Annotated in this window: 23 protein-coding genes; 10 read left to right on the top strand and 13 right to left on the bottom strand. The window is 57.8% G+C overall.

The genetic code is table 11. From position 1 onward, the window contains the following. Positions 1 to 3 precede the first annotated feature (3 nt). Together ACIPLA_RS15550 and ACIPLA_RS15545 are read right to left on the bottom strand one after the other, a co-directional pair. Positions 4 to 192, bottom strand: coding sequence for a hypothetical protein (locus ACIPLA_RS15550; RefSeq protein ID WP_007902706.1), 189 nt, complete (start codon positions 190 to 192; stop codon positions 4 to 6). A gap of 68 nt (positions 193 to 260) precedes the next feature. After that, positions 261 to 848, bottom strand: a complete 588-nt coding sequence (locus tag ACIPLA_RS15545) for a TIGR00730 family Rossman fold protein (RefSeq protein ID WP_192345950.1) — start codon at positions 846 to 848, stop codon at positions 261 to 263. A gap of 344 nt (positions 849 to 1192) precedes the next feature. Here ACIPLA_RS15545 and azu point away from each other — a divergent pair, with 344 nt between their 5' ends. Further along, a complete protein-coding gene (azu, locus tag ACIPLA_RS15540) occupies positions 1193 to 1639 on the top strand; it encodes an azurin (RefSeq protein WP_192345948.1) in 447 nt (148 codons plus the stop codon). Between the two features lie 190 nt (positions 1640 to 1829). On the opposite strand, the gene nadE is transcribed toward azu, so the two are convergent. The 5 genes from nadE to ACIPLA_RS15515 form a co-directional block, all read right to left on the bottom strand. Beyond that, positions 1830 to 2657 carry an ammonia-dependent NAD(+) synthetase gene (gene nadE, locus ACIPLA_RS15535; protein ID WP_123358670.1) on the bottom strand — a complete coding sequence of 276 codons (828 nt, stop codon included), beginning with the start codon at positions 2655 to 2657 and terminating at the stop codon, positions 1830 to 1832. A gap of 4 nt (positions 2658 to 2661) precedes the next feature. After that, a complete protein-coding gene (pncB, locus tag ACIPLA_RS15530) occupies positions 2662 to 3888 on the bottom strand; it encodes a nicotinate phosphoribosyltransferase (protein WP_192345946.1) in 1227 nt (408 codons plus the stop codon). Between the two features lie 166 nt (positions 3889 to 4054). After that, entirely contained in the window at positions 4055 to 4216 is a 162-nt protein-coding gene (locus ACIPLA_RS15525) for a hypothetical protein (protein WP_401173947.1), read from the bottom strand. 3 nt (positions 4217 to 4219) lie between these two features. Beyond that, positions 4220 to 4477 (bottom strand): hypothetical protein, encoded by a 258-nt coding sequence (locus ACIPLA_RS15520; RefSeq protein ID WP_401173944.1) that lies wholly within the window; start codon positions 4475 to 4477, stop codon positions 4220 to 4222. 129 nt (positions 4478 to 4606) lie between these two features. Continuing rightward, on the bottom strand, positions 4607 to 6064 hold the full coding sequence (locus ACIPLA_RS15515; protein ID WP_401173941.1) for an alanine/glycine:cation symporter family protein: 1458 nt from the start codon (positions 6062 to 6064) through the stop codon (positions 4607 to 4609). A 174-nt stretch (positions 6065 to 6238) separates the two neighbouring features. Here ACIPLA_RS15515 and ACIPLA_RS15510 point away from each other — a divergent pair, with 174 nt between their 5' ends. Further along, positions 6239 to 7048 carry a helix-turn-helix domain-containing protein gene (locus tag ACIPLA_RS15510; protein ID WP_401173938.1) on the top strand — a complete coding sequence of 270 codons (810 nt, stop codon included), beginning with the start codon at positions 6239 to 6241 and terminating at the stop codon, positions 7046 to 7048. 95 nt (positions 7049 to 7143) lie between these two features. Here ACIPLA_RS15510 and ACIPLA_RS15505 read toward each other — a convergent pair whose 3' ends face one another. Then, on the bottom strand, positions 7144 to 8055 hold the full coding sequence (locus ACIPLA_RS15505; protein WP_305423873.1) for a LysR family transcriptional regulator: 912 nt from the start codon (positions 8053 to 8055) through the stop codon (positions 7144 to 7146). Between the two features lie 184 nt (positions 8056 to 8239). On the opposite strand from ACIPLA_RS15505, the gene ACIPLA_RS15500 reads away from it, so the two are divergent. From ACIPLA_RS15500 to ACIPLA_RS15465, 8 genes are all read left to right on the top strand, one after another. Further along, the gene (locus ACIPLA_RS15500; RefSeq protein WP_218397219.1) at positions 8240 to 9730 is read left to right on the top strand and encodes an aldehyde dehydrogenase family protein; all 1491 of its coding nucleotides are present in this window, start codon (positions 8240 to 8242) and stop codon (positions 9728 to 9730) included. 166 nt (positions 9731 to 9896) lie between these two features. Continuing rightward, positions 9897 to 11180 (top strand): NAD(P)/FAD-dependent oxidoreductase, encoded by a 1284-nt coding sequence (locus ACIPLA_RS15495; protein WP_401173933.1) that lies wholly within the window; start codon positions 9897 to 9899, stop codon positions 11178 to 11180. Between the two features lie 363 nt (positions 11181 to 11543). Continuing rightward, positions 11544 to 12677: an ABC transporter substrate-binding protein gene (locus ACIPLA_RS15490; RefSeq protein WP_123499813.1), complete on the top strand. Its 1134-nt coding sequence runs from the start codon at positions 11544 to 11546 to the stop codon at positions 12675 to 12677. A gap of 240 nt (positions 12678 to 12917) precedes the next feature. Then, positions 12918 to 13832: an ABC transporter permease subunit gene (locus tag ACIPLA_RS15485; protein ID WP_192345939.1), complete on the top strand. Its 915-nt coding sequence runs from the start codon at positions 12918 to 12920 to the stop codon at positions 13830 to 13832. Between the two features lie 3 nt (positions 13833 to 13835). Beyond that, a complete protein-coding gene (gene livM / locus ACIPLA_RS15480) occupies positions 13836 to 15119 on the top strand; it encodes a high-affinity branched-chain amino acid ABC transporter permease LivM (RefSeq protein ID WP_008009773.1) in 1284 nt (427 codons plus the stop codon). Then, positions 15116 to 15988 (top strand): ABC transporter ATP-binding protein, encoded by an 873-nt coding sequence (locus ACIPLA_RS15475; protein WP_008009771.1) that lies wholly within the window; start codon positions 15116 to 15118, stop codon positions 15986 to 15988. Before livM ends, ACIPLA_RS15475 begins: the two co-directional genes overlap by 4 nt. After that, positions 15985 to 16701, top strand: coding sequence for an ABC transporter ATP-binding protein (locus tag ACIPLA_RS15470; RefSeq protein WP_007902726.1), 717 nt, complete (start codon positions 15985 to 15987; stop codon positions 16699 to 16701). Before ACIPLA_RS15475 ends, ACIPLA_RS15470 begins: the two co-directional genes overlap by 4 nt. 839 nt (positions 16702 to 17540) lie before the next feature. Beyond that, the gene (locus ACIPLA_RS15465) at positions 17541 to 18302 is read left to right on the top strand and encodes an SDR family oxidoreductase (RefSeq protein ID WP_192345937.1); all 762 of its coding nucleotides are present in this window, start codon (positions 17541 to 17543) and stop codon (positions 18300 to 18302) included. Between the two features lie 120 nt (positions 18303 to 18422). On the opposite strand, the gene ACIPLA_RS15460 is transcribed toward ACIPLA_RS15465, so the two are convergent. The 5 genes from ACIPLA_RS15460 to ureE all read right to left on the bottom strand — a co-directional run bounded on the left by ACIPLA_RS15460 (position 18423) and on the right by ureE (position 22161). Continuing rightward, positions 18423 to 19550 carry an AGE family epimerase/isomerase gene (locus ACIPLA_RS15460; protein ID WP_401173926.1) on the bottom strand — a complete coding sequence of 376 codons (1128 nt, stop codon included), beginning with the start codon at positions 19548 to 19550 and terminating at the stop codon, positions 18423 to 18425. Between the two features lie 186 nt (positions 19551 to 19736). Beyond that, positions 19737 to 20309: a HupE/UreJ family protein gene (locus tag ACIPLA_RS15455; RefSeq protein WP_401173923.1), complete on the bottom strand. Its 573-nt coding sequence runs from the start codon at positions 20307 to 20309 to the stop codon at positions 19737 to 19739. A gap of 28 nt (positions 20310 to 20337) precedes the next feature. Beyond that, a complete protein-coding gene (gene ureG, locus ACIPLA_RS15450; RefSeq protein ID WP_007902730.1) occupies positions 20338 to 20952 on the bottom strand; it encodes an urease accessory protein UreG in 615 nt (204 codons plus the stop codon). Positions 20953 to 20989: 37 nt separating this feature from the next. After that, the gene (locus ACIPLA_RS15445) at positions 20990 to 21664 is read right to left on the bottom strand and encodes an urease accessory protein UreF (protein WP_401173919.1); all 675 of its coding nucleotides are present in this window, start codon (positions 21662 to 21664) and stop codon (positions 20990 to 20992) included. After that, positions 21661 to 22161 carry an urease accessory protein UreE gene (gene ureE / locus ACIPLA_RS15440; protein WP_218397230.1) on the bottom strand — a complete coding sequence of 167 codons (501 nt, stop codon included), beginning with the start codon at positions 22159 to 22161 and terminating at the stop codon, positions 21661 to 21663. Before ureE ends, ACIPLA_RS15445 begins: the two co-directional genes overlap by 4 nt. Positions 22162 to 22180 lie beyond the last annotated feature (19 nt).

Genomic DNA, 22180 nt, shown 5'->3' with positions numbered 1-22180 from the left:
GTCTCAGGCGTCGGGCGCCTGATCTTTCGGTGCTTCAGTTTCGTCTGTAGCCACTTCGCCTTCGGTATCCGGGTTCAGTGCTGCTGCTTCTTCTTCAGCTGTAGCTTTCTTGCGCTGAAGCTTTTCCTCTTTCTTCTGCTCCTTGGCCAAGTCTCTCTGACGTTTGGCGAAGGAATAATTAGGTTTAGCCATGGGCGATCCTCTGGGGTCGAAGGTGAGGTTGAGCGGCGCATATTCTGCCCTGTATCGATGCCGAGCCGTTAGCTGGGTTTTTGCTCGGTCCATTTTGGCGGTACCGAGGGCTGCCAGGCGTCCAGTGCATCGAGCAGGGTTTGCGGCGATTCGCTCATTTGCAGCATGTCACGGTGCGCTTCGCGAACGAAGCCTTCGCCGACGATATGATCAAGAAAAGACGTCAATTTGCTGTAGAAACCGTTTACTTCCAGCAAACCCAGCGGTTTGCCGTGATAGCCGAGCTGGCCCCAGGTCCAGACTTCGAACAGCTCTTCCAGTGTGCCCAGGCCGCCGGGCAGAGCGATGAAGGCATCGCTGAGCTCGGCCATTCGCGCCTTGCGCGCATGCATGCCGTCGACCACTTCCAGTCGAGTCAGGCCGCTGTGGCCGATTTCCTTGTCCTTGAGGCTCTGCGGGATGATCCCGATGACTTCACCGCCGGCCGCCAGCGCGGCATCGGCAACGATCCCCATCAGCCCGACGGCGCCGCCGCCATAGACCAGAGTCAGCTTGCGCTCGGCCAATGCTCGCCCCAGGGCGACAGCCGCTTCACGATAAACCGGGTTAGTGCCAGTGCTGGCACCGCAAAATACACAAACGGACGCTAAAGACATGCCTTACTCCATGGTCATCAGGGCCACAGAGTAAAGGCAGGCTTGCCTCGTTCCAAGGGTTAAACCTCGCGTTTTGGCGTTTCATAGGTGCCACTGGCGCCGCAGGCGTAGGCGGCGAGCAAACTGCACAACAAGCTGTTGAAAGACATGACAGACGCTCCAGATGAGAGATGACGGCCCTGATGATAGGGCCGTGCCAGACGTCTGGCTGGTAGATTGTTTCGATGAGTGTCATAGCCCGAAAGTTGTATACAATTTTTGATTCAGGTCATAGGAACTTGCGAAGATTTCAGGCAGTCTTCTGTCCATTAGCACTTTTGTTAACCCTGCCTTGGAGATTCACCATGTTTGCCAAACTTGTTGCGGTATCCCTGCTGACACTGGCCAGCAGCCAATTGATGGCTGCCGAGTGCAAGACGACCATCGACTCCACCGATCAGATGTCCTTCAACACCAAGGCCATTGAAATCGACAAAAGCTGCAAGACCTTCACCGTTGAACTGACCCACTCCGGCAGCCTGCCAAAAAACGTCATGGGTCATAACTGGGTGCTGAGCAAAGAAGCCGACATGCAGCCGATCGCCACCGACGGCCTGGCGGCAGGTATCGATAAGAACTACCTGAAAGAAGGTGATGCCCGCATCATCGCCCACACCAAAGTCATCGGCGCGAAGGAAACCGACTCGGTAACTTTCGACGTGTCGAAGCTCAATGCTGCTGAAAAATACGGTTTCTTCTGCTCGTTCCCGGGCCACATCTCGATGATGAAAGGTACGGTTACCCTGAAGTAATCGAATCAAGCGCATAAAAAAGCGTCCGCTAGGGACGCTTTTTTTGTGTCTGACGGTTGACCGAGTCATCGTTCTTCGCGGGCAAGCCTCGCTCCTACAGGATTTGTGTCGTGCCCATTACCGGGGGCCGACACAAAACCTGTGGGAGCGTGGCTTGCCCGCGAAGGCGTCGGTACAGACGCCGACGTCCTTATGGCGCGAACGGCATCACGCGCTTGTGATGGGTCTTTTTGTACGTGTCGCAGATGATCTTGAACGCTTCCTCACGCACCGGTTCGCCGTGCAGGAAGGCGTCGATCTCGGCATAGGTCACCCCGTGGGACGCTTCGTCCGGTTTGCCCGGCGACAGGTCTTCGAGGTCGGCGGTCGGGATTTTTTCCACCAGCGACTCCGGCGCGCCGAAGCTGCGGGCAATCGCCCGGACCTGATTTTTCACCAGGCCGCTCAGCGGTGCGAGGTCGCAGGCGCCGTCACCGAATTTGGTGAAGAAACCCATCACCGCTTCTGCCGCGTGATCGGTGCCGATCACCAGGCCGTGAGCCGCGCCAGCGATGGTGTATTGCGCGACCATGCGCATCCGCGCCTTGGTGTTGCCCAGCACGAAATCCTTCTGCACCGCCTCCTTACCCTCGAAGGCCGCCACTTCGCTGGCCAGGGATTTGACCGCCGGGCCGATGTTTACGGTGTGGCGCTCATCGGGGGCAATGAAGTCCACTGAGGCCTGGGCATCATGTTCGTCGAACTGGACGCCATAAGGCAGGCGCACGGCGATGAACTTGTAGTTGGCATCACCAGTGCGCTCGCGCAGTTCACGCATGGCGCGTTGGGCCAGCAGGCCGGCGGTCAGGGAGTCCACGCCGCCGCTGATGCCCAGCACCAGCGTCTTGAGCCCGGCATTGACCAGGCAGTCCTGAATGAAGGTGATCCGCCGGGCAACTTCAGCCTCGAGGGCGAGTTGATCCGCAAACGGCGGTTGGACCTTGAGCTGTTCAGCAATCTCACGCTGTACGGCTTGCATGAATTCACTCCTTGCTAGATGGGCTGGAAATGGCGGCAGGTACTTGGAAAACATGTCGCAAATAGGCGACGAAATTCGGGTCTTTGCAGTGAGTCTTGCCAGGCTCATCAGAAATCTTGGCCACTGGCTGGCCGTTGCAGGCCGTCATTTTAAGCACGATGCTCATCGGTTCGACACCCGGAATGTCACACGTCAGGTTAGTACCGATACCGAAGCTGACATTGATCCGACCGCGCAATGCCCGAAAAATCTCCAGAGATTTGGGTAGCGTCAGACTGTCGGAAAACACCAGGGTTTTGCTCATCGGGTCGATGCCAAGCTTGTGATAGTGGGCGATGGCTTTTTCCGCCCACTGCACCGGGTCACCGGAATCGTGGCGCAAGCCGTCGAAGAGCTTGGCAAAGAACAGGTCGAAATCATTGAGGAAGGCATCGGAGGTAATGCAGTCGGTCAAGGCGATCCCCAGCAAACCCCGGTATTCGCGAACCCAACAGTCGAGGGCGGCAATCTGGCTGTCGATCAGCCGTGGACCGAGTTGCTGATGGGCCATGATCCATTCGTGAGCCATGGTGCCCAGCGGCTTCATGTCCAGCTCCCGGGACAGGTGCACGTTGCTGGTACCGACAAAGCGACCGGGGAAGTCATGTTTGAGCACGTTCACCACTTCTTCCTGTACACGGTACGAGAAGCGACGGCGAGTGCCGAAATCGGCTACTTGCAACTCGGACAATTCATCGCTACTGGCGTTGGCGTTCAGCCAGTCGAACTTGCGATAGAGCTGTTCACGGGCCTGTTCCAGAATGATTTCCCGGTAGCGATAACGGTTGCGTACTTCGCTGACCATGGCCAGTAGCGGCACTTCGAACAGAATCACGTGCAGCCACGGCCCGCGCAGGCGGATGAACAACTCACCGTTTTCAATCCCTGTGTGGATATAGCGAAGATTGAAGCGGAACAGACCGAGAAAACGCAGGAAATCCGGTTTCAGGAAGCTGATGCGCTCCAGAAAGCTCAACTGATCGGCACTCAGGCTCAACTCGGCCAGGCGCTCGATCTGGAAACGGATCTCCGCCAGGTACGGGCGCAGATCCTCACTGTTACGGCAACGAAACTCCCATTCGACTTCCACGTTCGGGTAGTTGTGCAGCACCGCCTGCATCATCGTCAGTTTGTAGAAGTCGGTGTCGAGCAGGTTCTGCACGATGCGATCGGCAAACACACTCTCGCTCATAACGGGTTCTCCAGGCTGGCCGCGGCCCGTGGCAGCGACGTTGCAGCTGTTTCAATGAATGGGGCTAGTGGCGCATATCAGCGGTGAGGATTGCCAGCTTTTTTTGTGTTCATGATGGAATAATCACATGTTGCTGGCACCTTCAAATGCAAACACCTGTGGTTCCTCAATTATCTGCTGTTGCCTCAAGCGCTGCCTGGATGACGAGCGCCAGGCTTTCCCAACTTCTTAAATAGCCATCAAGGTGTGAGTGACGAGGAACAAGCCCTGTTTCAATTGCCTTGATCATTGCTGCTTTTATCATTTCATGGGTCACTGATTTGGCCATGATTTACAATCCTTTAAATGTTATTTGGTCCAGCGCGTCGACGCCGTCCTGTAGCAATAAATAGGCTGGAAGTATCAGGCGGAAAAAATCAGCATCATTAGTATGCTTGACGGTTACAGAGGTCAGCGCCTCTAAAAGGCTCGTGGCAGCGCGTATTCTGAAGCAGGCATCTTCAAATAACAGATGGGGTGCGACGTGCGAGTCTATATAAAAAGTTGGAATGTTAGATGCGTTGGATTTAAGAGGTTGATAGCGATTCACAGACGAACTCCTTGAGCGCTCTTGGGGTGTGAGGGCGCGAGTGATTGTTTTTTAATGAGTGTTGTTGCCTGGGCATTGCTTATTTGCTGAGCCATCGCATAAGTGCAATGGCTCAGCGTTCATTGGGGTTTATGCGATCTGAGCTTTAGCTACGGGCCGATTCGTACAAACAGGGCTCTTCGACGAGAGAGGATTTGTTACCGCCGGCCAAGCTATCAAGTCGAGATCCAGATCGCTAAATTTGCTTGAGTCAAAAACCGGGATTTTTGTTCCTGCACGACGTTGTTCATCATAGTCACCCAGTATTCGCATACAAACTTTGAATAGCAATGTCATCGCAATAAGGTTGACCAAGGCCAAAAGTGTCATGGTGATGTCTGCAAACGCGAGCACCGTGGAAAGGTCTTCAACCGAGCCCCAAAAGACCAGCAACAATACGGATATGCGGTACGCAATTAATGATTTATGGGGCGTTGTGAAGATGAATCGTAAACTGTTTTCTCCTAGATAGTAGTTGTAGAGCATTGCCGTGAACACAAACAGGGCAAGTACCACGCTGATAAACATCCGGCCCCAATCGCCTACTACCTCAGCTAGCGAGTTTTGTGCCAACGCAATGCCGTCGCCTTCGAAACCGGGGGTATAAAAACCGGAAAGTAAAATGATCAACGCGGTACACGTGCAAATAACGATGGTATCGATGAAGACACTGAACGCTTGCACCACGCCTTGAGCTATCGGATGGGCGATTTTTGCCGCAGAGGCGACGTTAGGCGCACTGCCCAGTCCTGCTTCATTGGAGAACACTCCGCGCCTCACCCCCATAATGATTGCACTGCCCACCAGCCCGCCAAAAGCCTGATCCAGTCCGAACGCGCTTTTGACAATGCTGAGCAGCACTCCTGGGACTTGTTCGATTTGCAGCACGATCACATAGAGCGTTATACCGATATAGGCAACGACTTTAAGGGGAACCAATAAATCGGCGACTGCCGCGATGCGCTTTATACCACCCACGAACACAATGCCCAGCAACAAAGACAGTATGAGTCCGGACCATGTCGTCGATAAACCAAAGGCATTGTTGAGCGAATGCGATACGGCATGAGACTCAAGGCCATTGATGGCAAACCCGAAGGTCACCAAAAGCAGGAGTGCAGTAATCGTTCCGAGCCAGCGTTTGCCCAGGCCATGCTGGATGTACCAGGACGGGCCCCCACGATATTGACCGTTTGCATCGCAGCGCTTGTAGAGTTGACCCAGTGCGCATTCAAAAAAGCTACTCGACATCCCCAATAGAGCGGTCATCCACATCCAGAACACTGCACCGGGTCCGCCCATGCTCACGGCAATGCCGACGCCAACGATATTGCCGGTTCCGACCCGTCCGGCCAGGCTGAGCGTCAATGCCTGCAATGAGCTCAAGTGGTTGTTGGCAGTATGCGAGCTGCCACGTAATACAGAAATCATGTGTACGAAGTAGCGAAGCTGCACAAATCGCGACCGGACGGTGAAGTAGGTTCCAAGTCCAAGAACTAAAGGTATCAAAACCTTTCCAGAGAGAAAGTCATTGATGACATCAAGCATTCAAAGCTCCTTGCTGTTTAGAGTGCTAGCGGATTGATAGTGTGGCGAGTCCCGAAAGCTTTCAGGTCCCGTAATATCCAGTCATCTATCGTTCTGCGCAATTTCGCAAGTTGGTTAAAAGTGATGCGAATTGCTGCTATGTTTGAGTCTTCTGGCACTATTGTGAAGGCTTGTATGCGTGATTTTCTTCCGGCTAACTTAAGACTGCTGTGTAGTCACTACCGATCTGTCGCGGAAGTCTGTAGGAAGCTTCGAATTAATCGTGGGCAATTTAATAAATATCTGTGCGGCAATAGCCTTCCCACACCTTTTAACCTAAAACGGATCTGTGATTTTTTCGGAGTCGAAGAATACGAAATAGGTCTGCCGACAGAGCAATTCATCATTCTTATTGGCGTTAAAGCGAGACGAATTAGTCCTTCCAGCGAGGTAACGGCGCCGCAGCGGATGCTTGATCACCTTCGTCAACAGTCTTCGTCACAGCTAAAAGCTCATACGGGTTACTACTACGAGTACTACCACGCAATGACAGAGCCTGGTTCCATTCTGTGTTCCTTGGTGCACATATACGAAGAGGGACAGCATTTCGTATACGAGCGAAATGAACGCTTACAGATAGCTGGGCCGGATGGGGAGTTTGAGCAATATCGATACGTGGGAGTTGCCTACTACCTACAGGATCGCTTGTTCCTCATTGATTATGAATCGCTGACGTCCAACGAGATTAGCCAAACCATTCTTATCCCGAGCTTCAAAAGCTGTATTACTCGACTCAATGGCTTGAAGATGGGCGTTTCCGCAGCTGACCATCGTGCTCCTGCGTGTTCGAGGGTTGTTTGGGAGTATCTCGGACAGGAGATCAATCGAACAAATGCCTATCGCAGGGTGCGGCTGTACAGCATGGATGATCCCGCCATCGATGATGACCTGCGCGGACGTCTCGCTCAAACCAAAGTCGTTGATGGCCTCTTTGTCATTGCGTGACGACATGATGAGTCTGATAACCGTGTTGCCGGTTTTAGGGCCGCTACGCGACCCACCGGGGGCAAGCCCCCTTGCCACAAAAGTCGTGTGATATCTCAATTGTGCGGCGCATCCGGGCTATCGATCTGCTCCAACATCCACTTCACAAAATCCCGCACCTTGGGCACTTCCGCCGAATGCTCCGGATACGCCAGGTAATAGGCGTCGGTGCTGGGCATCGCATGCTTCCAGGGAATGACCAGTTTGCCGTCAGCCAATTCCTCTTCCACCAGAAACTTCGGCAGCAGCGCCACGCCGCAGCCGACCTGGGCGGCGCGGATGCACATGTAGAAGGTTTCGAAACGCGGGCCGTGGTAGCTGTGTTCGGTGTGGTAGCCCTGGCTGTCGAACCAGTCGTGCCAGGCCTGAGGCCGGGAAGCGTTTTGCAGCAGGACCAGGTCGGTGAGTTGCGTAGGGTCGGTGAACGGCGTGTCCGGCAGGCTGCCCGGTGCGCAGACCGGCACCAGCTCCTCGCCAAACAGCTTCAGGCATTCGGTGCCGGGCCGAGAGCCCTGGCCAAAGTAGAACGCCAGGTCGCTGCGACCTTGCAGCAGATCATCCGCTTCCTGTTCGCTGCACAGGTCCAGATGGATCGACGGATGACGCAGGCGCCAACCTTTCAGGCGCGGCACCAGCCAGCGTGCACCGAAGGTCGGAGGTGTCGAGACTCGCAAGACTTCGGTGTCACCGCCGTAGGAGCGCAGGTAATGGGTCGACATTTCGACTTGGGTGAGGATTTTTCGCACCTCCACCAGGTACAAATCGCCAGCGGGGGTCATTTGCAGACGTCGGCGCACCCGACGGAACAGCAAGTGTTGTAACAACTCTTCGAGTTGCGCGACCTGTTTGCTGACAGCGCTCTGCGTCAGGTTCAGCTCTTCGGCGGCACGGGTGAAGCTCAAATGCCGGGTCACGGCCTCGAAGCACTGCAATGCGGTGATCGACGGCAAGTAGCGTTTATTCAGCATGGGTGGTCCTTTTTCTTGTTTCTCTATGCTCTTTTTTACCGGCAGATTCGCAGCATGAATAAACGGAATGATATCTCTCTTAAAGGTCGTTTGTTGGGTAACCTCCGGGGAGCTAAAACTACAGACCTGATCAGCCGAATGAATCCGGCTGCACGTTTTCTGTTTTTTGCTTGAGGAGTGACCCATGGTTGCCGCATTGCTTGATCGTCTTGGTGTGAACCCGGCCCTGTACCAGAACGGCAAAGTGCCGGTGCATTCGCCTATCGATGGCAGCCGTATCGCTGCCGTGAACTGGGAAGGCGCCGCTGAAGTCGAGCAGCACATCAGTCGCGCAGATCATGCGTTCGAACTGTGGCGCAAGGTTCCGGCGCCGCGCCGTGGCGAATTGGTGCGCCAATTGGGCGACATCTTGCGCGAGTACAAGGCCGACCTCGGTGAACTGGTGTCCTGGGAAGCTGGCAAGATCACTCAGGAAGGTTTGGGTGAAGTTCAGGAAATGATCGACATCTGCGACTTCGCGGTCGGTCTGTCCCGTCAGCTGTACGGTTTGACCATCGCCTCCGAGCGTCCTGGCCACCACATGCGCGAAACCTGGCACCCGCTGGGCATCGTCGGCGTGATCAGTGCGTTCAACTTCCCGGTCGCCGTTTGGGCCTGGAACGCCACGCTGGCGTTGGTCTGCGGTAACCCGGTGATCTGGAAACCGTCGGAGAAAACCCCGCTGACCGCGCTGGCCTGCCAGGCGTTGTTCGACCGCGTCCTGAAAAATTTCAGCGACGCCCCGCCGCACCTGAGCCAAGTGATTATCGGCGGCCGCGATGCCGGCGAAGCCTTGGTCGATGACCCACGTGTCGCGCTGGTCAGCGCCACCGGCAGCACCCGCATGGGCCGCGAAGTGGCGCCGAAAATCGCGGCACGTTTTGCCCGCAGCATTCTCGAGCTGGGCGGCAACAACGCGATGATCCTCGGCCCAAGCGCCGATCTGGACATGGCCGTACGGGCGATTCTGTTCAGCGCCGTCGGCACCGCCGGTCAGCGTTGCACCACGTTGCGTCGCCTGATCGCCCATGAATCGGTGAAGGAGGAAATCGTCACCCGCCTCAAAGCTGCTTACTCCAAGGTGCGCATCGGCCATCCGCTGGAAGGCAATCTGATTGGGCCGCTGATCGACAAACACAGCTTCGAAAACATGCAGGACGCGCTGGAGCAGGCCTTGAGCGAAGGCGGCCGGGTGTTCGGCGGCGAGCGTCAGCTGGAAGACAAATTCCCCAACGCTTACTACGTTTCGCCGGCCATCGTCGAAATGCCGGAGCAGAGCGATGTGGTGTGCAGCGAAACCTTCGCGCCAATTCTGTACGTGATCGGTTACAACGATTTCGAAGAGGCGTTGCGCCTGAACAACGCCGTGCCACAAGGCCTGTCATCGTGCATCTTCACCACCGACGTGCGTGAAGCCGAGCAGTTCATGTCGGCGGTGGGCAGCGATTGCGGGATCGCCAACGTCAACATCGGCCCGAGCGGGGCGGAGATCGGCGGTGCGTTTGGCGGCGAAAAAGAGACCGGTGGTGGTCGTGAGTCCGGTTCGGATGCATGGCGCGGGTACATGCGTCGCCAGACCAATACCGTGAACTATTCGCTGGAGTTGCCGTTGGCTCAGGGGATTACGTTCGACTGAGATGAGCTCAGATCTTTGATCCAATGAAAATCCAATGTGGGAGCGGGCTTGCTCGCGAAAGCGGTCTTTCAGTCACATAGATACTGAATACACGGACGCCTTCGCGAGCAAGCCCGCTCCCACACTGGAATGGATGTGTTTGTTAGGTTTCTGTTGGAGTCTGGCAATGCCGTTACGCGAAGAGTGTCTGTGGGAAAAACTGACGCCGCAAAGGCCCGACAACGTGGCGCTCAAGGGCGAGGTGACGGTGGATGTCTGCGTCATCGGTGCCGGTTTCACCGGTTTGTCGGCGGCGGTGCATCTGCTGGAACAAGGTAAAAGTGTCTGTGTGCTGGAAGCGCATCGCGCCGGGCATGGCGGTTCAGGGCGTAACGTCGGGCTGGTCAATGCCGGAATGTGGATTCCACCGGATGAAATCGAAGCCGGTTTTGGCGAGGCGGTCGGCAGTCAGCTCAACCGCATGCTGGGTGCGGCGCCGTCCCTGGTGTTCAGCCTGGTCGACAAATACAACATCGATTGCCAGTTACGCCGCGAAGGCACGCTGCACATGGCGCACAACGCGCGTGGCGAAGCGGATCTGCGCAGTCGCGAAGAACAATGGAAACGTCGTGGTGCACCGGTGGAACTGTTAACCGGTCAAGCCTGCGAACAAGCCACCGGCACAAAAAAGATCGCCGCCGCTCTGCTCGATCGGCGTGCCGGCACGATCAACCCGATGGCCTACACCACGGGGCTGGCCAACGCGGCCATCAGCCTCGGCGGTCAGCTGTTCGATCATTCACCGGTGACCCGACTCGAACGTCAGGGCCAGCGCTGGTCGGTGCAAACCGCCCAGGGTTCGGTGCTGGCCGAGCAGGTGGTCATCGCCTCCAACGCCTATACAGAAGGCGACTGGACGGAGCTGCGGCGCAACTTTTTCCCCGGTTATTACTATCAAGTGGCCTCGGTGCCGCTGACCGAAGACGCCGCGCAGCAGATTCTGCCCGGCGGCCAGGGTTCCTGGGACACCCGGCAGGTGCTCAGCAGCATCCGTCGCGATGCCGAAGGGCGGTTGTTACTCGGCAGTCTCGGCAATGGCAACCAGAAACCGACCTGGTTCCTGAAAGCCTGGGCCGACCGGGTTCAGCAGCATTACTTTCCGTACTTGAAGCCGGTGGAGTGGGAATGCACCTGGACCGGTTGTATCGCTTTCACGCCGGATCATTTGATGCGCCTGTTTGAGCCGGCACCAGGTCTGGTGGCCGTCACCGGCTACAACGGTCGAGGCGTGACTACCGGTACAGTCGTCGGCAAAGCCTTTGCCGATTATTTGTGTAATGGAAATCCTCAGGCCTTGCCGATTCCTTTCGCGCCCATGCAGCCATTGGCGGGTGTGGGGCTGCGAAGCTGCCTGTATGAAGCCGGATTTTCGTTGTATCACGCGGGCCAGTGCCTGCGGATCGTCATCTGATTGTTGAAATATGTTGCTGGAAGCGGCGCTTTTCAGCGAAGCGGCTAGCCTGTAATGGTGCGGGTTGTAGCAGTCCCGCACCAGCAGTGTGCAGTTCGGTGACGCGGGCTGTTACAGGCTGGTTGCACATCGTTTGGCGCTGCGGTTGCAATGATGGCGCATACGGGTTGCGCCTTTAAATATAAAAGGTTTCACCTCTCGCGGTTTAGACGGTTGCACGCCCAATGAAAATGGGCCCGAAACAGTCGAAATAACAATAAGGCAGCGACTTTTTTCAGAATAAAAAACCGATGGCACGGCCCTTGCTCTGAGCATTCAGAGAAGTCGCAGTGCCAACTAAAAAAAACCTTGGAGCACCACCTCATGTCCCAGACGTTTTACAAGAAAGGCTTTCTGGCCCTCGCAGTGGCAACTGCGTTGGGTGTTTCTGCGTTTGCACAGGCTGATGTGAAAATTGGTGTGGCGGGGCCGATGACAGGCGCCAACGCTGCATTTGGCGAGCAGTACATGAAGGGTGCGCAGGCAGCGGCTGATGCAGTCAACGCCGCTGGCGGTGTCAACGGGGAAAAAATCGTACTGGTCAAAGGCGATGACGCCTGCGAACCGAAACAGGCTGTGACGGTCGCCAAGGACCTGACCAACCAGAAAGTCGCTGGCGTAGTCGGTCACTTCTGCTCCTCGTCGACCATCCCGGCCTCCGAGATCTACGACGAAGCGGGCATCATCGCGATCACTCCAGGTTCCACCAACCCGGCGGTTACCGAGCGCGGCCTGAGTGCCATGTTCCGTATGTGCGGGCGTGACGACCAGCAAGGCATCGTGGCCGGTGACTACATCGTCGACGTGCTCAAGGGCAAGAAAGTGGTGGTCCTGCACGACAAGGACACCTACGGCCAAGGTCTGGCGGATGCTACCAAGGCTCAACTGGCCAAGCGCGGTGTAACGCCAGTGCTGTATGAAGGCTTGACCCGTGGCGAAAAAGACTTCAGCACCATCGTCACCAAAATCCGCGGCGCTGGTGCCGACGTCGTTTACTTCGGTGGCCTGCACCCGGAAGCCGGTCCTCTGGTTCGTCAACTGCGTGAGCAAGGCCTCAAAGACGTCAAGTTCATGTCCGACGACGGCATCGTAACCGACGAACTGGTGACCACCGCTGGCGGTCCGCAATTCGTTGACGGCGTACTGATGACCTTTGGTGCCGACCCGCGTCTGCTGCCAGACAGCAAGACTGTCGTGGACGAGTTCCGCAAGAAGGGCACCGAGCCTGAAGGCTACACCCTGTACGCCTATGCTTCGGTCCAGACCCTCGCGGCTGCCTTCAATGGCGCCAAGAAGAATGATGGCGAAGCGGCGGCCAAATGGCTGAAGGCCAACTCGGTCCAGACCGTAATGGGCAAGAAAGAGTGGGACGCCAAGGGCGACCTGAAAGTCTCCGACTACGTGGTTTACCAGTGGGACAAGGATGGCAAATACCACCAGCTGGAAAAACAGAAGTAAGGGCTGACACGATCAGTTGAGCCCCACAAGTCCCTGTGGGAGCGAGCCTGCTCGCGAAGACGGACTGACAGACAGCAGCTTTGTTGAATGTACAACCGCTTTCGCGAGCAGGCTCGCTCCCACACGGAATCAGTGGGGCCAGGCTGATCGTGGCTGACATTGCTCCGACGTAAATCTGTATTTTTCCTAGAAGAATCGCACATCACTGGTGTGCAGGTTCTCACTGCGTGAGATTGCGTTATGGATGGTATTTTCCTGCAGCAACTGGTCAACGGCCTGACCCTCGGGTCGGTCTATGGCCTGATCGCCATCGGCTACACAATGGTCTATGGCATCATCGGCATGATCAACTTCGCCCACGGCGAGGTTTACATGATTTCCGCTTACCTCGCGGCAATCAGTCTGGCTCTGCTGGCATACTTCGGTATTGAATCCTTCCCCCTGCTGATGCTTGGCACCCTGGTATTCACCATCATCGTCACGGCGGTGTATGGCTGGGTCATCGAGCGCGTCGCCTACAAACCGCTGCGCAACTCCACCCGACTGGCACCGCTGATCAGCGCCATCGGTATTTCGCTGATCCTGCAAAACTATGCACAGATTGCCCAAGGCGCCCGTCAACAAGGCGTACCGACTCTGCTGACTGGTGCATGGCGAGTTGAGGTTGGAACCGGCTTCGTCCAGCTCACCTACACCAAAATCTTCATTCTGGTCGCAGCGTTTGTCGGGATGGCCCTGCTGACCTACGTCATCAAGTACACCAAGCTCGGCCGTATGTGCCGCGCCACCCAGCAAGACCGCAAGATGGCCTCGATCCTGGGGATCAACACCGATCGCGTCATTTCCTACGTGTTCATCATCGGTGCGGCGATGGCGGCCCTGGCCGGCGTGCTGATCACCATGAACTACGGCACATTCGACTTCTACGCGGGCTTCATCATTGGCATCAAGGCGTTCACCGCCGCGGTACTTGGCGGGATCGGCTCTCTGCCAGGGGCAATGCTTGGCGGGATCATTCTCGGGATCTCCGAGTCGCTGTTCTCTGGCTTGGTCAACTCGGACTACAAAGACGTTTTCAGCTTCTCGCTGCTCGTTCTCGTTCTGGTCTTTCGGCCCCAAGGCCTGCTCGGCCGTCCTCTTGTGTCGAAGGTGTAAGCGATGTCTTCAACCACTAAAAAAACCATTGATCTCAAAAGAAGCCTGGTTGACGCGATTCTTGCCGGCCTGGTGGCCCTGATTGTGTTCGGCCCGATTGTTGGCGTGGTCCTCGACGGCTACGGCTTCAACCTGGAAGCGACCCGGGTGGCATGGATTGTCGCCATCGTCATGGCTGGCCGCTTTGCCTTGAGCCTGTTCCTGCAAACCCCCAAGGGCCTGAGAATTCTCGAAGGCTTTGAAAGCACTGGCTCCGGGGTTCATGTACTGCCGCCTGATTACAAATCCCGCTTGCGCTGGATCATCCCGGTGATGATCGTCATCGCCGTTGTGTTCCCGTTTTTCTCCAACTCCTACCTGCTGGGCGTGGTTATTCTCGGGCTGATCTACGTTCTGTTGGGGCTGGGGCTGAACATCGTGGTCGGCCTGGCCGGCCTGCTCGACCTCGGTTATGTGGCGTTCTACGCCATTGGTGCCTACGGCCTGGCGCTCGGTTATCAATACCTGGGGCTGGGTTTCTGGACGGTGCTGCCGCTGGCGGCAATCACTGCCGGGTTAGCCGGTTGCATCCTGGGTTTTCCAGTACTGCGCCTGCACGGTGACTATCTGGCGATCGTGACGCTGGGGTTCGGCGAAATCATCCGGTTGATCCTCAATAACTGGCTGTCCCTGACCGGCGGCCCGAACGGTATGGCGGCTCCGTTGCCAACGTTCTTTGGCCTTGAGTTCGGCAAAAGGGCGAAAGAGGGTGGGGTGCCGTTCCATGAGTTTTTCGGCATCGCCTATAACCCGGACGTGAAGTATTACTTCATCTACGCGGTGTTGTTCCTGGTGGTACTGGCCGTGCTGCATATCAAGCACCGCTTGACCCGGATGCCGGTCGGCCGGGCGTGGGAAGCGTTGCGTGAAGACGAAATCGCCTGTCGCTCCATGGGCCTGAACCACGTACTGGTCAAGCTCTCGGCGTTCACTATCGGCGCATCGACTGCCGGTCTGGCCGGTGTGTTCTTCGCCACCTATCAGGGGTTCGTCAACCCGACCTCGTTCACCTTCTTCGAGTCGGCACTGATCCTCGCCATCGTGGTGCTCGGTGGCATGGGCTCGACCATCGGCGTGGTGATTGCGGCGTTCGTGCTGACTGTCGCCCCGGAACTGCTGCGTGGCTTCGCGGAATATCGCGTGCTGCTGTTCGGCATCCTGATGGTGTTGATGATGATCTGGCGACCGCGCGGCCTGATTCGGATCAGCCGTACCGGTGTGACCCCGCGTAAAGGAGTAGCGCCATGAGCGAAGTCGTACTCTCGGTAGACAAACTGATGATGCACTTTGGCGGCATCAAGGCTCTGAGCGATGTCAGCCTGAAGGTCAAGCGCAACTCGATCTTCGCCCTGATCGGCCCCAACGGCGCCGGCAAGACCACCGTGTTCAACTGCTTGACCGGGTTTTACAAAGCGTCCGGCGGGCATATCGAACTCAACACCCGCGGTGTGAAAACCGACGTCATCAAAATGCTCGGGGAACCGTTCAAGGCCGTCGATTTCGTTTCACCCAAAAGCTTTATCAACCGACTCCGCTACAAGATGTTTGGTGGTACGCACCTGATCAACCGTGCCGGTCTGGCGCGGACTTTCCAGAACATTCGCCTGTTCAGGGAAATGTCGGTGCTGGAAAACCTGCTGGTGGCCCAGCATATGTGGGTCAACCGCGGCATGCTGGCCGGCATCCTCAACACCAAGGGATACCGCAAGGCCGAAAGCGATGCGCTGGACCATGCGTTCTACTGGCTGGAAGTGGTGGATCTGGTGGACTGCGCCAACCGCCTGGCCGGTGAGCTGTCCTACGGTCAGCAACGCCGTCTGGAGATCGCCCGGGCCATGTGTACCCGGCCGCAGATCATCTGCCTCGACGAACCGGCCGCCGGCCTCAACCCTCAGGAAACCGAAGCGCTGAGCGCGATGATCCGGCTGCTGCGCGACGAGCACGATCTGACCGTGGTGCTGATCGAACACGACATGGGCATGGTAATGAGTATTTCCGACCACATCGTTGTACTGGACCACGGCGTTGTCATTGCCGAGGGCGGGCCTGAAGCGATTCGACACGATCCGAAAGTGATTGCCGCCTACCTGGGCGCCGAAGAAGAGGAAGTGGTATGAGTAAACCCATCCTCGAGCTCAAGGATCTGGACGTGTTCTACGGGCCGATTCAGGCCCTGAAGAAAGTCTCGTTGCACATCAATGAAGGTGAAACCGTCAGCCTGATCGGCTCCAACGGCGCCGGCAAATCGACCCTGCTGATGTCGATCTTCGGCCAGCCACGGGCGGCTGACGGGCAAATCGTCTATCAGGGTGTGGATATCACCCATAAGTCGTCCCACTACATCGCGTCCAACGGTATCGCTCAATCGCCGGAAGGTCGGCGGGTGTTCCCTGACATGACCGTCGAGGAAAACCTGTTGATGGGTACGATTCCAATCGGTGACAAGTACGCCAAGGAAGACATGCAGCGCATGTTCGAGTTGTTTCCACGGCTCGAAGAGCGGCGTACCCAACGCGCCATGACCATGTCCGGCGGCGAGCAACAAATGCTCGCCATCGCCCGGGCGCTCATGAGCCGGCCAAAGCTGTTGCTGCTCGATGAGCCGAGCCTGGGGCTGGCGCCGATTGTGGTGAAACAGATCTTCGCGACCCTGCGGGAACTGGCCAGCACCGGTATGACCATCTTCCTGGTGGAGCAGAACGCCAACCACGCTCTCAAGTTGTCGGACCGGGCCTACGTGATGGTCAACGGCGAGATCCGCCTCAGCGGCACCGGCAAGGAGCTGCTGGTGAACGATGAGGTGCGTAACGCCTATCTCGGCGGCCACTGATTTCTCCGTTGCTACAACGAGCCCTGGCGAGCAATCGTCGGGGCTTTTTCTTATCTATAAAACACTACAAACCCTGTGGGAGCGGGCTTGCTCGCGAAGGCGGCGTTCCAGTCGCTTTGGTGCTGAATGTGCCACCGCTTTCGCGAGCAAGCCCGCTCCCACAAGGAGGGTGGTTTTTTTTTTGGAAATTGTGGAAAACAATATTCACGACCTCTCAAAGCGCGACATAAAGCCGCTGCAAAGTGCTGTTTTATCACGGTTTTGACTTGTCCCCGTTTGCTGTGGAGCTGGCTGTGAATAACGTGGGAGTAGCTGGCTGAAAGCCTTTGAATCCGTGGCTTGCAGCGATGTGATTGTTTTTTGATCAGGTGTTTTTGCTGGACCTCGAGCCGGCTTTGTCAACCTTTTTGTTAGAAGCAGACACGGTATGAATCGAGGTGGACAAGCCTGTGGATAAGTCTGTGGTTAAACTCTGGAAAGAGTCGGCTGAGGGCCGTGGTTACTGGCTTGGAGCCATCGTCGGTTTGACCGCCCGGTCGTGCAAATTGCCCGGGATTACACAGCAGGCACCTTAGGGTCAAGCAAAAAACTTTCTAATCTGCCCGCAAAGCCTTATAGGCAGCGGCTTGCAGCTTTTGCACTTGCCCCCGGAAACTGTGGACCGGCCTGTGGATAAGGTGCGCGTACATGGCTGCAAGCCACAGCCCATATGGTGTTGCCGGTGTTGATTGTTTTTTGTACGGTTTTTGCGATGGTTGCCGCTGTGAACAAGGCCGGGCATGCTGGCAACTGATTTTCTATTCCAAGGGCTGTCGATCAGCCGAAGCAAGGAGAACACGATGTCCAACACCCTGTTTATTACCGGCGCGACTTCCGGTTTTGGTGAAGCCTGCGCCCGTCGTTTTGCCGAAGCCGGCTGGAAACTGGTGCTGACAGGTCGTCGTGAAGAGCGCCTCAATGCCCTGTGCGCCGAGTTGTCGAAGCAGACCGAGGTTCATGGACTGGTGCTCGACGTACGGGATCGCAAGGCCATGGAGCAAGCGATTGCCAACCTGCCGCCGTCCTTCGCCAAGCTGCGCGGGCTGATCAACAACGCCGGCCTGGCCTTGGGCGTGGACCCGGCTCCCAAGTGCGATCTTGATGATTGGGACACCATGGTCGACACCAATATCAAAGGCCTGATGTACAGCACTCGCCTGTTGTTGCCGCGTTTGATCGCTCACGGTCGTGGCGCCAGCATCGTCAACCTCGGTTCCATCGCCGGCAACTACCCGTACCCGGGCAGTCACGTGTATGGCGCGAGCAAGGCATTCGTCAAACAGTTCTCCCTGAACCTGCGTTGCGACCTGCAAGGGACTGGCGTGCGGGTCAGCAACATCGAGCCGGGCCTGTGCGAGAGCGAGTTCTCGCTGGTGCGTTTCGCCGGTGACCAGGAGCGTTACAACGCCACTTACGCCGGTGCCGAGCCGATCCAGCCGCAAGACATCGCCGAGACCATCTTCTGGGTGCTCAACGCACCGGCCCACATCAACATCAACAGCCTTGAGCTGATGCCGGTGAGCCAGACCTGGAGCGGGTTTGCGATTGAGCGTAAGGCGTAAGGCCGAGTAACGGCTGTTCGCGGGCAAGCCTCGCTCCTACAGGTTTTGTGTTGAATCATGATTCTACGAACGACACATGAGCTGTAGGAGCGAGGCTTGCCCGCGAAAGCAATCTCTCAGTCAGCGCAAATACTCGGCCAGCCCGCGATAGCAGGTCGCCAAGTGATAAGGCGTAGTCGAAGGCATGTCCTTGCGGCTCACTTCGCCCTGCTCATCGCGACACTCATACCAGCCGCCCGCATGCAAAAAGCGCTGTTGCAGCGCCTGCAATTGGCGCTGCACAGAGGCTTCGCTGCCCGGGCGCAAGGTCAGGGCGCGCAGGTATTCGGCCTGGGCCCAGATGCGTTGGGTCGCGTCACGAGGGGCGTCGTCCAGTTCCAGCATCGCGCGCACAGCACCAGTCTGCTGATCCACACCCAATTGCTCGGTGAACGTAAAGGCGCGATCCAGCGAGGCATGCAATTTGGAGCCGCGCAGCAAGGGTGAGGACTCCAGCAGGAAATACCATTCGAACTGATGGCCTGGCTCGAACCAGTTATCCACAGCGCCCAGCGGCTTCTCCATCAATACCGCGTGTTGCGGATCGATGAAGCGCTTTTGCATGGCTGTGCATAACTCGACAAGCGCACTCTGCACAGCAACGTCCTCGCGCACCGAAAGGATGGCAAGGAAGGCTTCGGCCAAATGCATCAATGGATTCTGCAGCGGCCCGGCGTTGAGCGAGGACCAATCACGGTCCAGGCTGGCTTCGTACAGGCCGTCGCCTGTGGCGAAGCGCTGCGCCAACACTTCCAGCGTGGCGTTGAGTACCGACTCCACCAGCGGTTCGCGAACCTTGTCCCAATAATGGGCGCAGGCGAACAGGATGAAGGCGTGGGTGTAGAGGTCTTTGCGCTGATCCAGCGGCTCACCTTGCGGGTCGATGCTGTAGAACCAGCCGCCATGCTCGGCATCGTGGAAATGCTGTTGCAAGGAGCGGAACAGCGCCGCCGCACGCTCTTCGGCCTGAGGCACTTGGCCGATCAGGCTGGAAAACAGGTACAGCTGCCGCGCGCAAGCCATGGCCCGATAGCGCTGCGGTGGCAGCGGCTGATGCTCGGCGTCCAGCGCTTCATAAGGTAATGCCATGTCGGCGTTCCAGCCGGGGCCTTGCCAGAGCGGCACGATCACGTCCTGGAAGTGCTGTTGCACCGAGGCGAACAGGGCGGTCAATTCAGGCTGGGAAGCGGAGCGGGAAACATGCGGCATTGGCTGGCGTCGTCACGGCAGGGTTAATTGCGCGACATGTTAGCAGGCCTGAGAGACGCGGTGTCTGTCAGGCCGCCTTCGCGGGCGAGCCTCGCTCCTACAGGTTATTCGTCGTACGTAATCCGACCACAAAACCTGTAGGAGCGAGGCTTGCCCGCGAAGAGGCCATAACAGACGATAAAGAAATCAACCCGCCAGCAACCACACCCCAGTCGCCGCCGAAGCCGCACCCGCCAACCGAACCAGTGGTGCGGCGGCCTGAGGCAAGACGCGAACCATCGCATATCCCGCTGCATGTAAAGCTGCCGTCGCCACCACAAACCCAGCCGCATACGCCCAAGGGCTCGACATGTCCGGCAGCTCCAGACCATGCGCCACGCCATGAAACAGTGCGAACAACGCAGTCGCACCCACCGCCACGCTCAGCGGCGGACGCACCGCCAAAGCCACTGCCAAGCCCAACGCCAATACCGATGCCGCAATCCCGCCCTCCAGCGCCGGCAGGTTCAACCCTTCAAAGCCCAGCAGCCCGCCGATCAGCATAGTGCCCACGAATGTGCAGGGCAGTGCCCAGCGTGCAGAACCTTTCTGCTGCGCAGCCCACAACCCTACGGCAACCATCGCCAACAAATGATCGAGACCACCAATCGGGTGGCTGATGCCGGCGACCAAGCCATTGTCGCCGTGCCCAGGATGCGCGAATGCGATGGCCGGGGTCAGCAGCAGGGCCATGGAGCCCAGAATGCGTTTCAGTGTCATGGATAAGCTTCCTTGTTGATAAATGTGATCAGGCCGCAGTCAGCAAGCCCTGGCGTTCGATGAAGGCGATGATCGCTTCCAGACCCTGGCCGGTTTTCTGGTTGCTGAAGACGAACGGTTTGCCGTTGCGCATGCGTTGGGTGTCGCTGTCCATCAGCTCTAGCGAGGCGCCTACCAGCGGCGCGAGGTCGATCTTGTTGATCACCAGCAAATCGGATTTGCAGATCCCCGGCCCGCCCTTGCGCGGCAGCTTGTCGCCGGCCGAGACGTCGATCACGTAAATGGTCAGGTCGGACAGTTCCGGGCTGAAGGTCGCCGAAAGGTTGTCACCGCCGGACTCCACCAGGATCAGGTCCAGCCCCGGGAAGCGCCGGTTCAGTTGATCCACGGCTTCGAGGTTGATCGAGGCGTCTTCGCGGATCGCGGTGTGCGGGCAGCCGCCGGTCTCCACACCGATGATCCGCTCGGGCGCCAGCGCTTCGTTGCGCACCAGGAAGTCAGCGTCTTCGCGGGTGTAGATGTCGTTGGTGACAACGGCCAGGTTGTAGCGGTCGCGCAGGGCCAGGCACAGGGCCAGGGTCAGGGCGGTTTTGCCGGAACCGACCGGGCCGCCAATGCCGACGCGCAGAGGTTGTGTGTTCATGTGGTTCTCCAAAATAAAAGGCCCAAAATAACAGGCCCTAGGAACGGAACAGACGGCTGTACTGGCGCTCATGGGCCATGCACGCCAGGGACAGGCCGAAAGCGGCGCTGCCAGAGTGTTCGGGGTTGATTCGGGTGGCGTCTTGCTGCGCCTGTTGCAGCAGCGGCAGCAGTTCACTGGTCAGGCGCTGCGCGGCTTGCTGGCCCAGAGGCAGGGTTTTCATCAACACGGCCAATTGGTTTTCCAGCCAGCTCCAGAGCCAGGCGGCCAGCGCATCTTGTGGGCTGATCTGCCAGGCGCGGGCCGCCAGCGCCCAGCCAAGGGCCAGGTGTGGTTCAGGGCATTGGTCGAGAAAGGCCCGGGCCGGCGCATCCAGTTCCGGTAAACCGTTGAGCAGTTGCTTCAGTGAATAGCCCATCTGCCGGCTTTCCTGATGCAGCTCACGGGTTTCCCGGCTGGCGCGATGTTCTTCGCAGCGTTGCAGCAGTTCGGCCCAGTTTTCTTCGGCCGCAGCAGTGCAATGGGCGAGCAGTAGCGGCGCTTCAAAACGCGCCAGGTTCAGCAGCAACTGATCGCTGATCCAGCGCCGCGCGCTGTCGGGATCGTCCACGCGGCCGTTATCCACAGCGATCTCCAAACCCTGGGAATAGCTGTATCCGCCAATCGGCAGCTGCGGGCTGGCCAGACGCAGCAGCGCCCAGGCCGGGTTCATAAGCGCACGCCGAACTGGTGCAGTTTCGGCGGGTAGTTGAAATCCTCGTCCCCATGCCGTGAATGGTGATGGCCGCCGCCGTAGGCACCATGTTCCGGCTGGAATGGCGCTTCGATGTTCTCGGCGTTGGCGCCCAGTTGCTCGAGCATGGCCTTGAGTACGTAATCGTCGAGCAGGCGCAACCAGCCATCGCCGACCTGCAGGGCCACATGGCGGTTGCCCAGGTGATAGGCGGCGCGGGTCAGTTCGAAAGCGTTGACGCAGGTGACGTGCAGCAGTTGTTCGGGGCGAGCACAGACGCGAACCACGCGCCCGTCTTCGGCTTGCAGGCATTCACCGTCATACAGGGGCGGCTGGCCGCGCTCCAAAAACAACCCGACGTCTTCACCCTCGGCACTGAAACAGCGCAAGCGGCTTTTGCTCCGGGCTTCGAAGGTCAGGTGCAACTCGGCGGCCCAGACGGGTTGAGGGTCGATTCTGCGATGAATCACCAGCATCGGAAGGCTTCCAGCAATG

Origin of the sequence: Pseudomonas sp. NPDC086112 (assembly GCF_044746425.1) — a bacterium.
Lineage (GTDB): Bacteria > Pseudomonadota > Gammaproteobacteria > Pseudomonadales > Pseudomonadaceae > Aquipseudomonas.
This window is presented reverse-complemented; position numbering and strand designations above follow the sequence as displayed.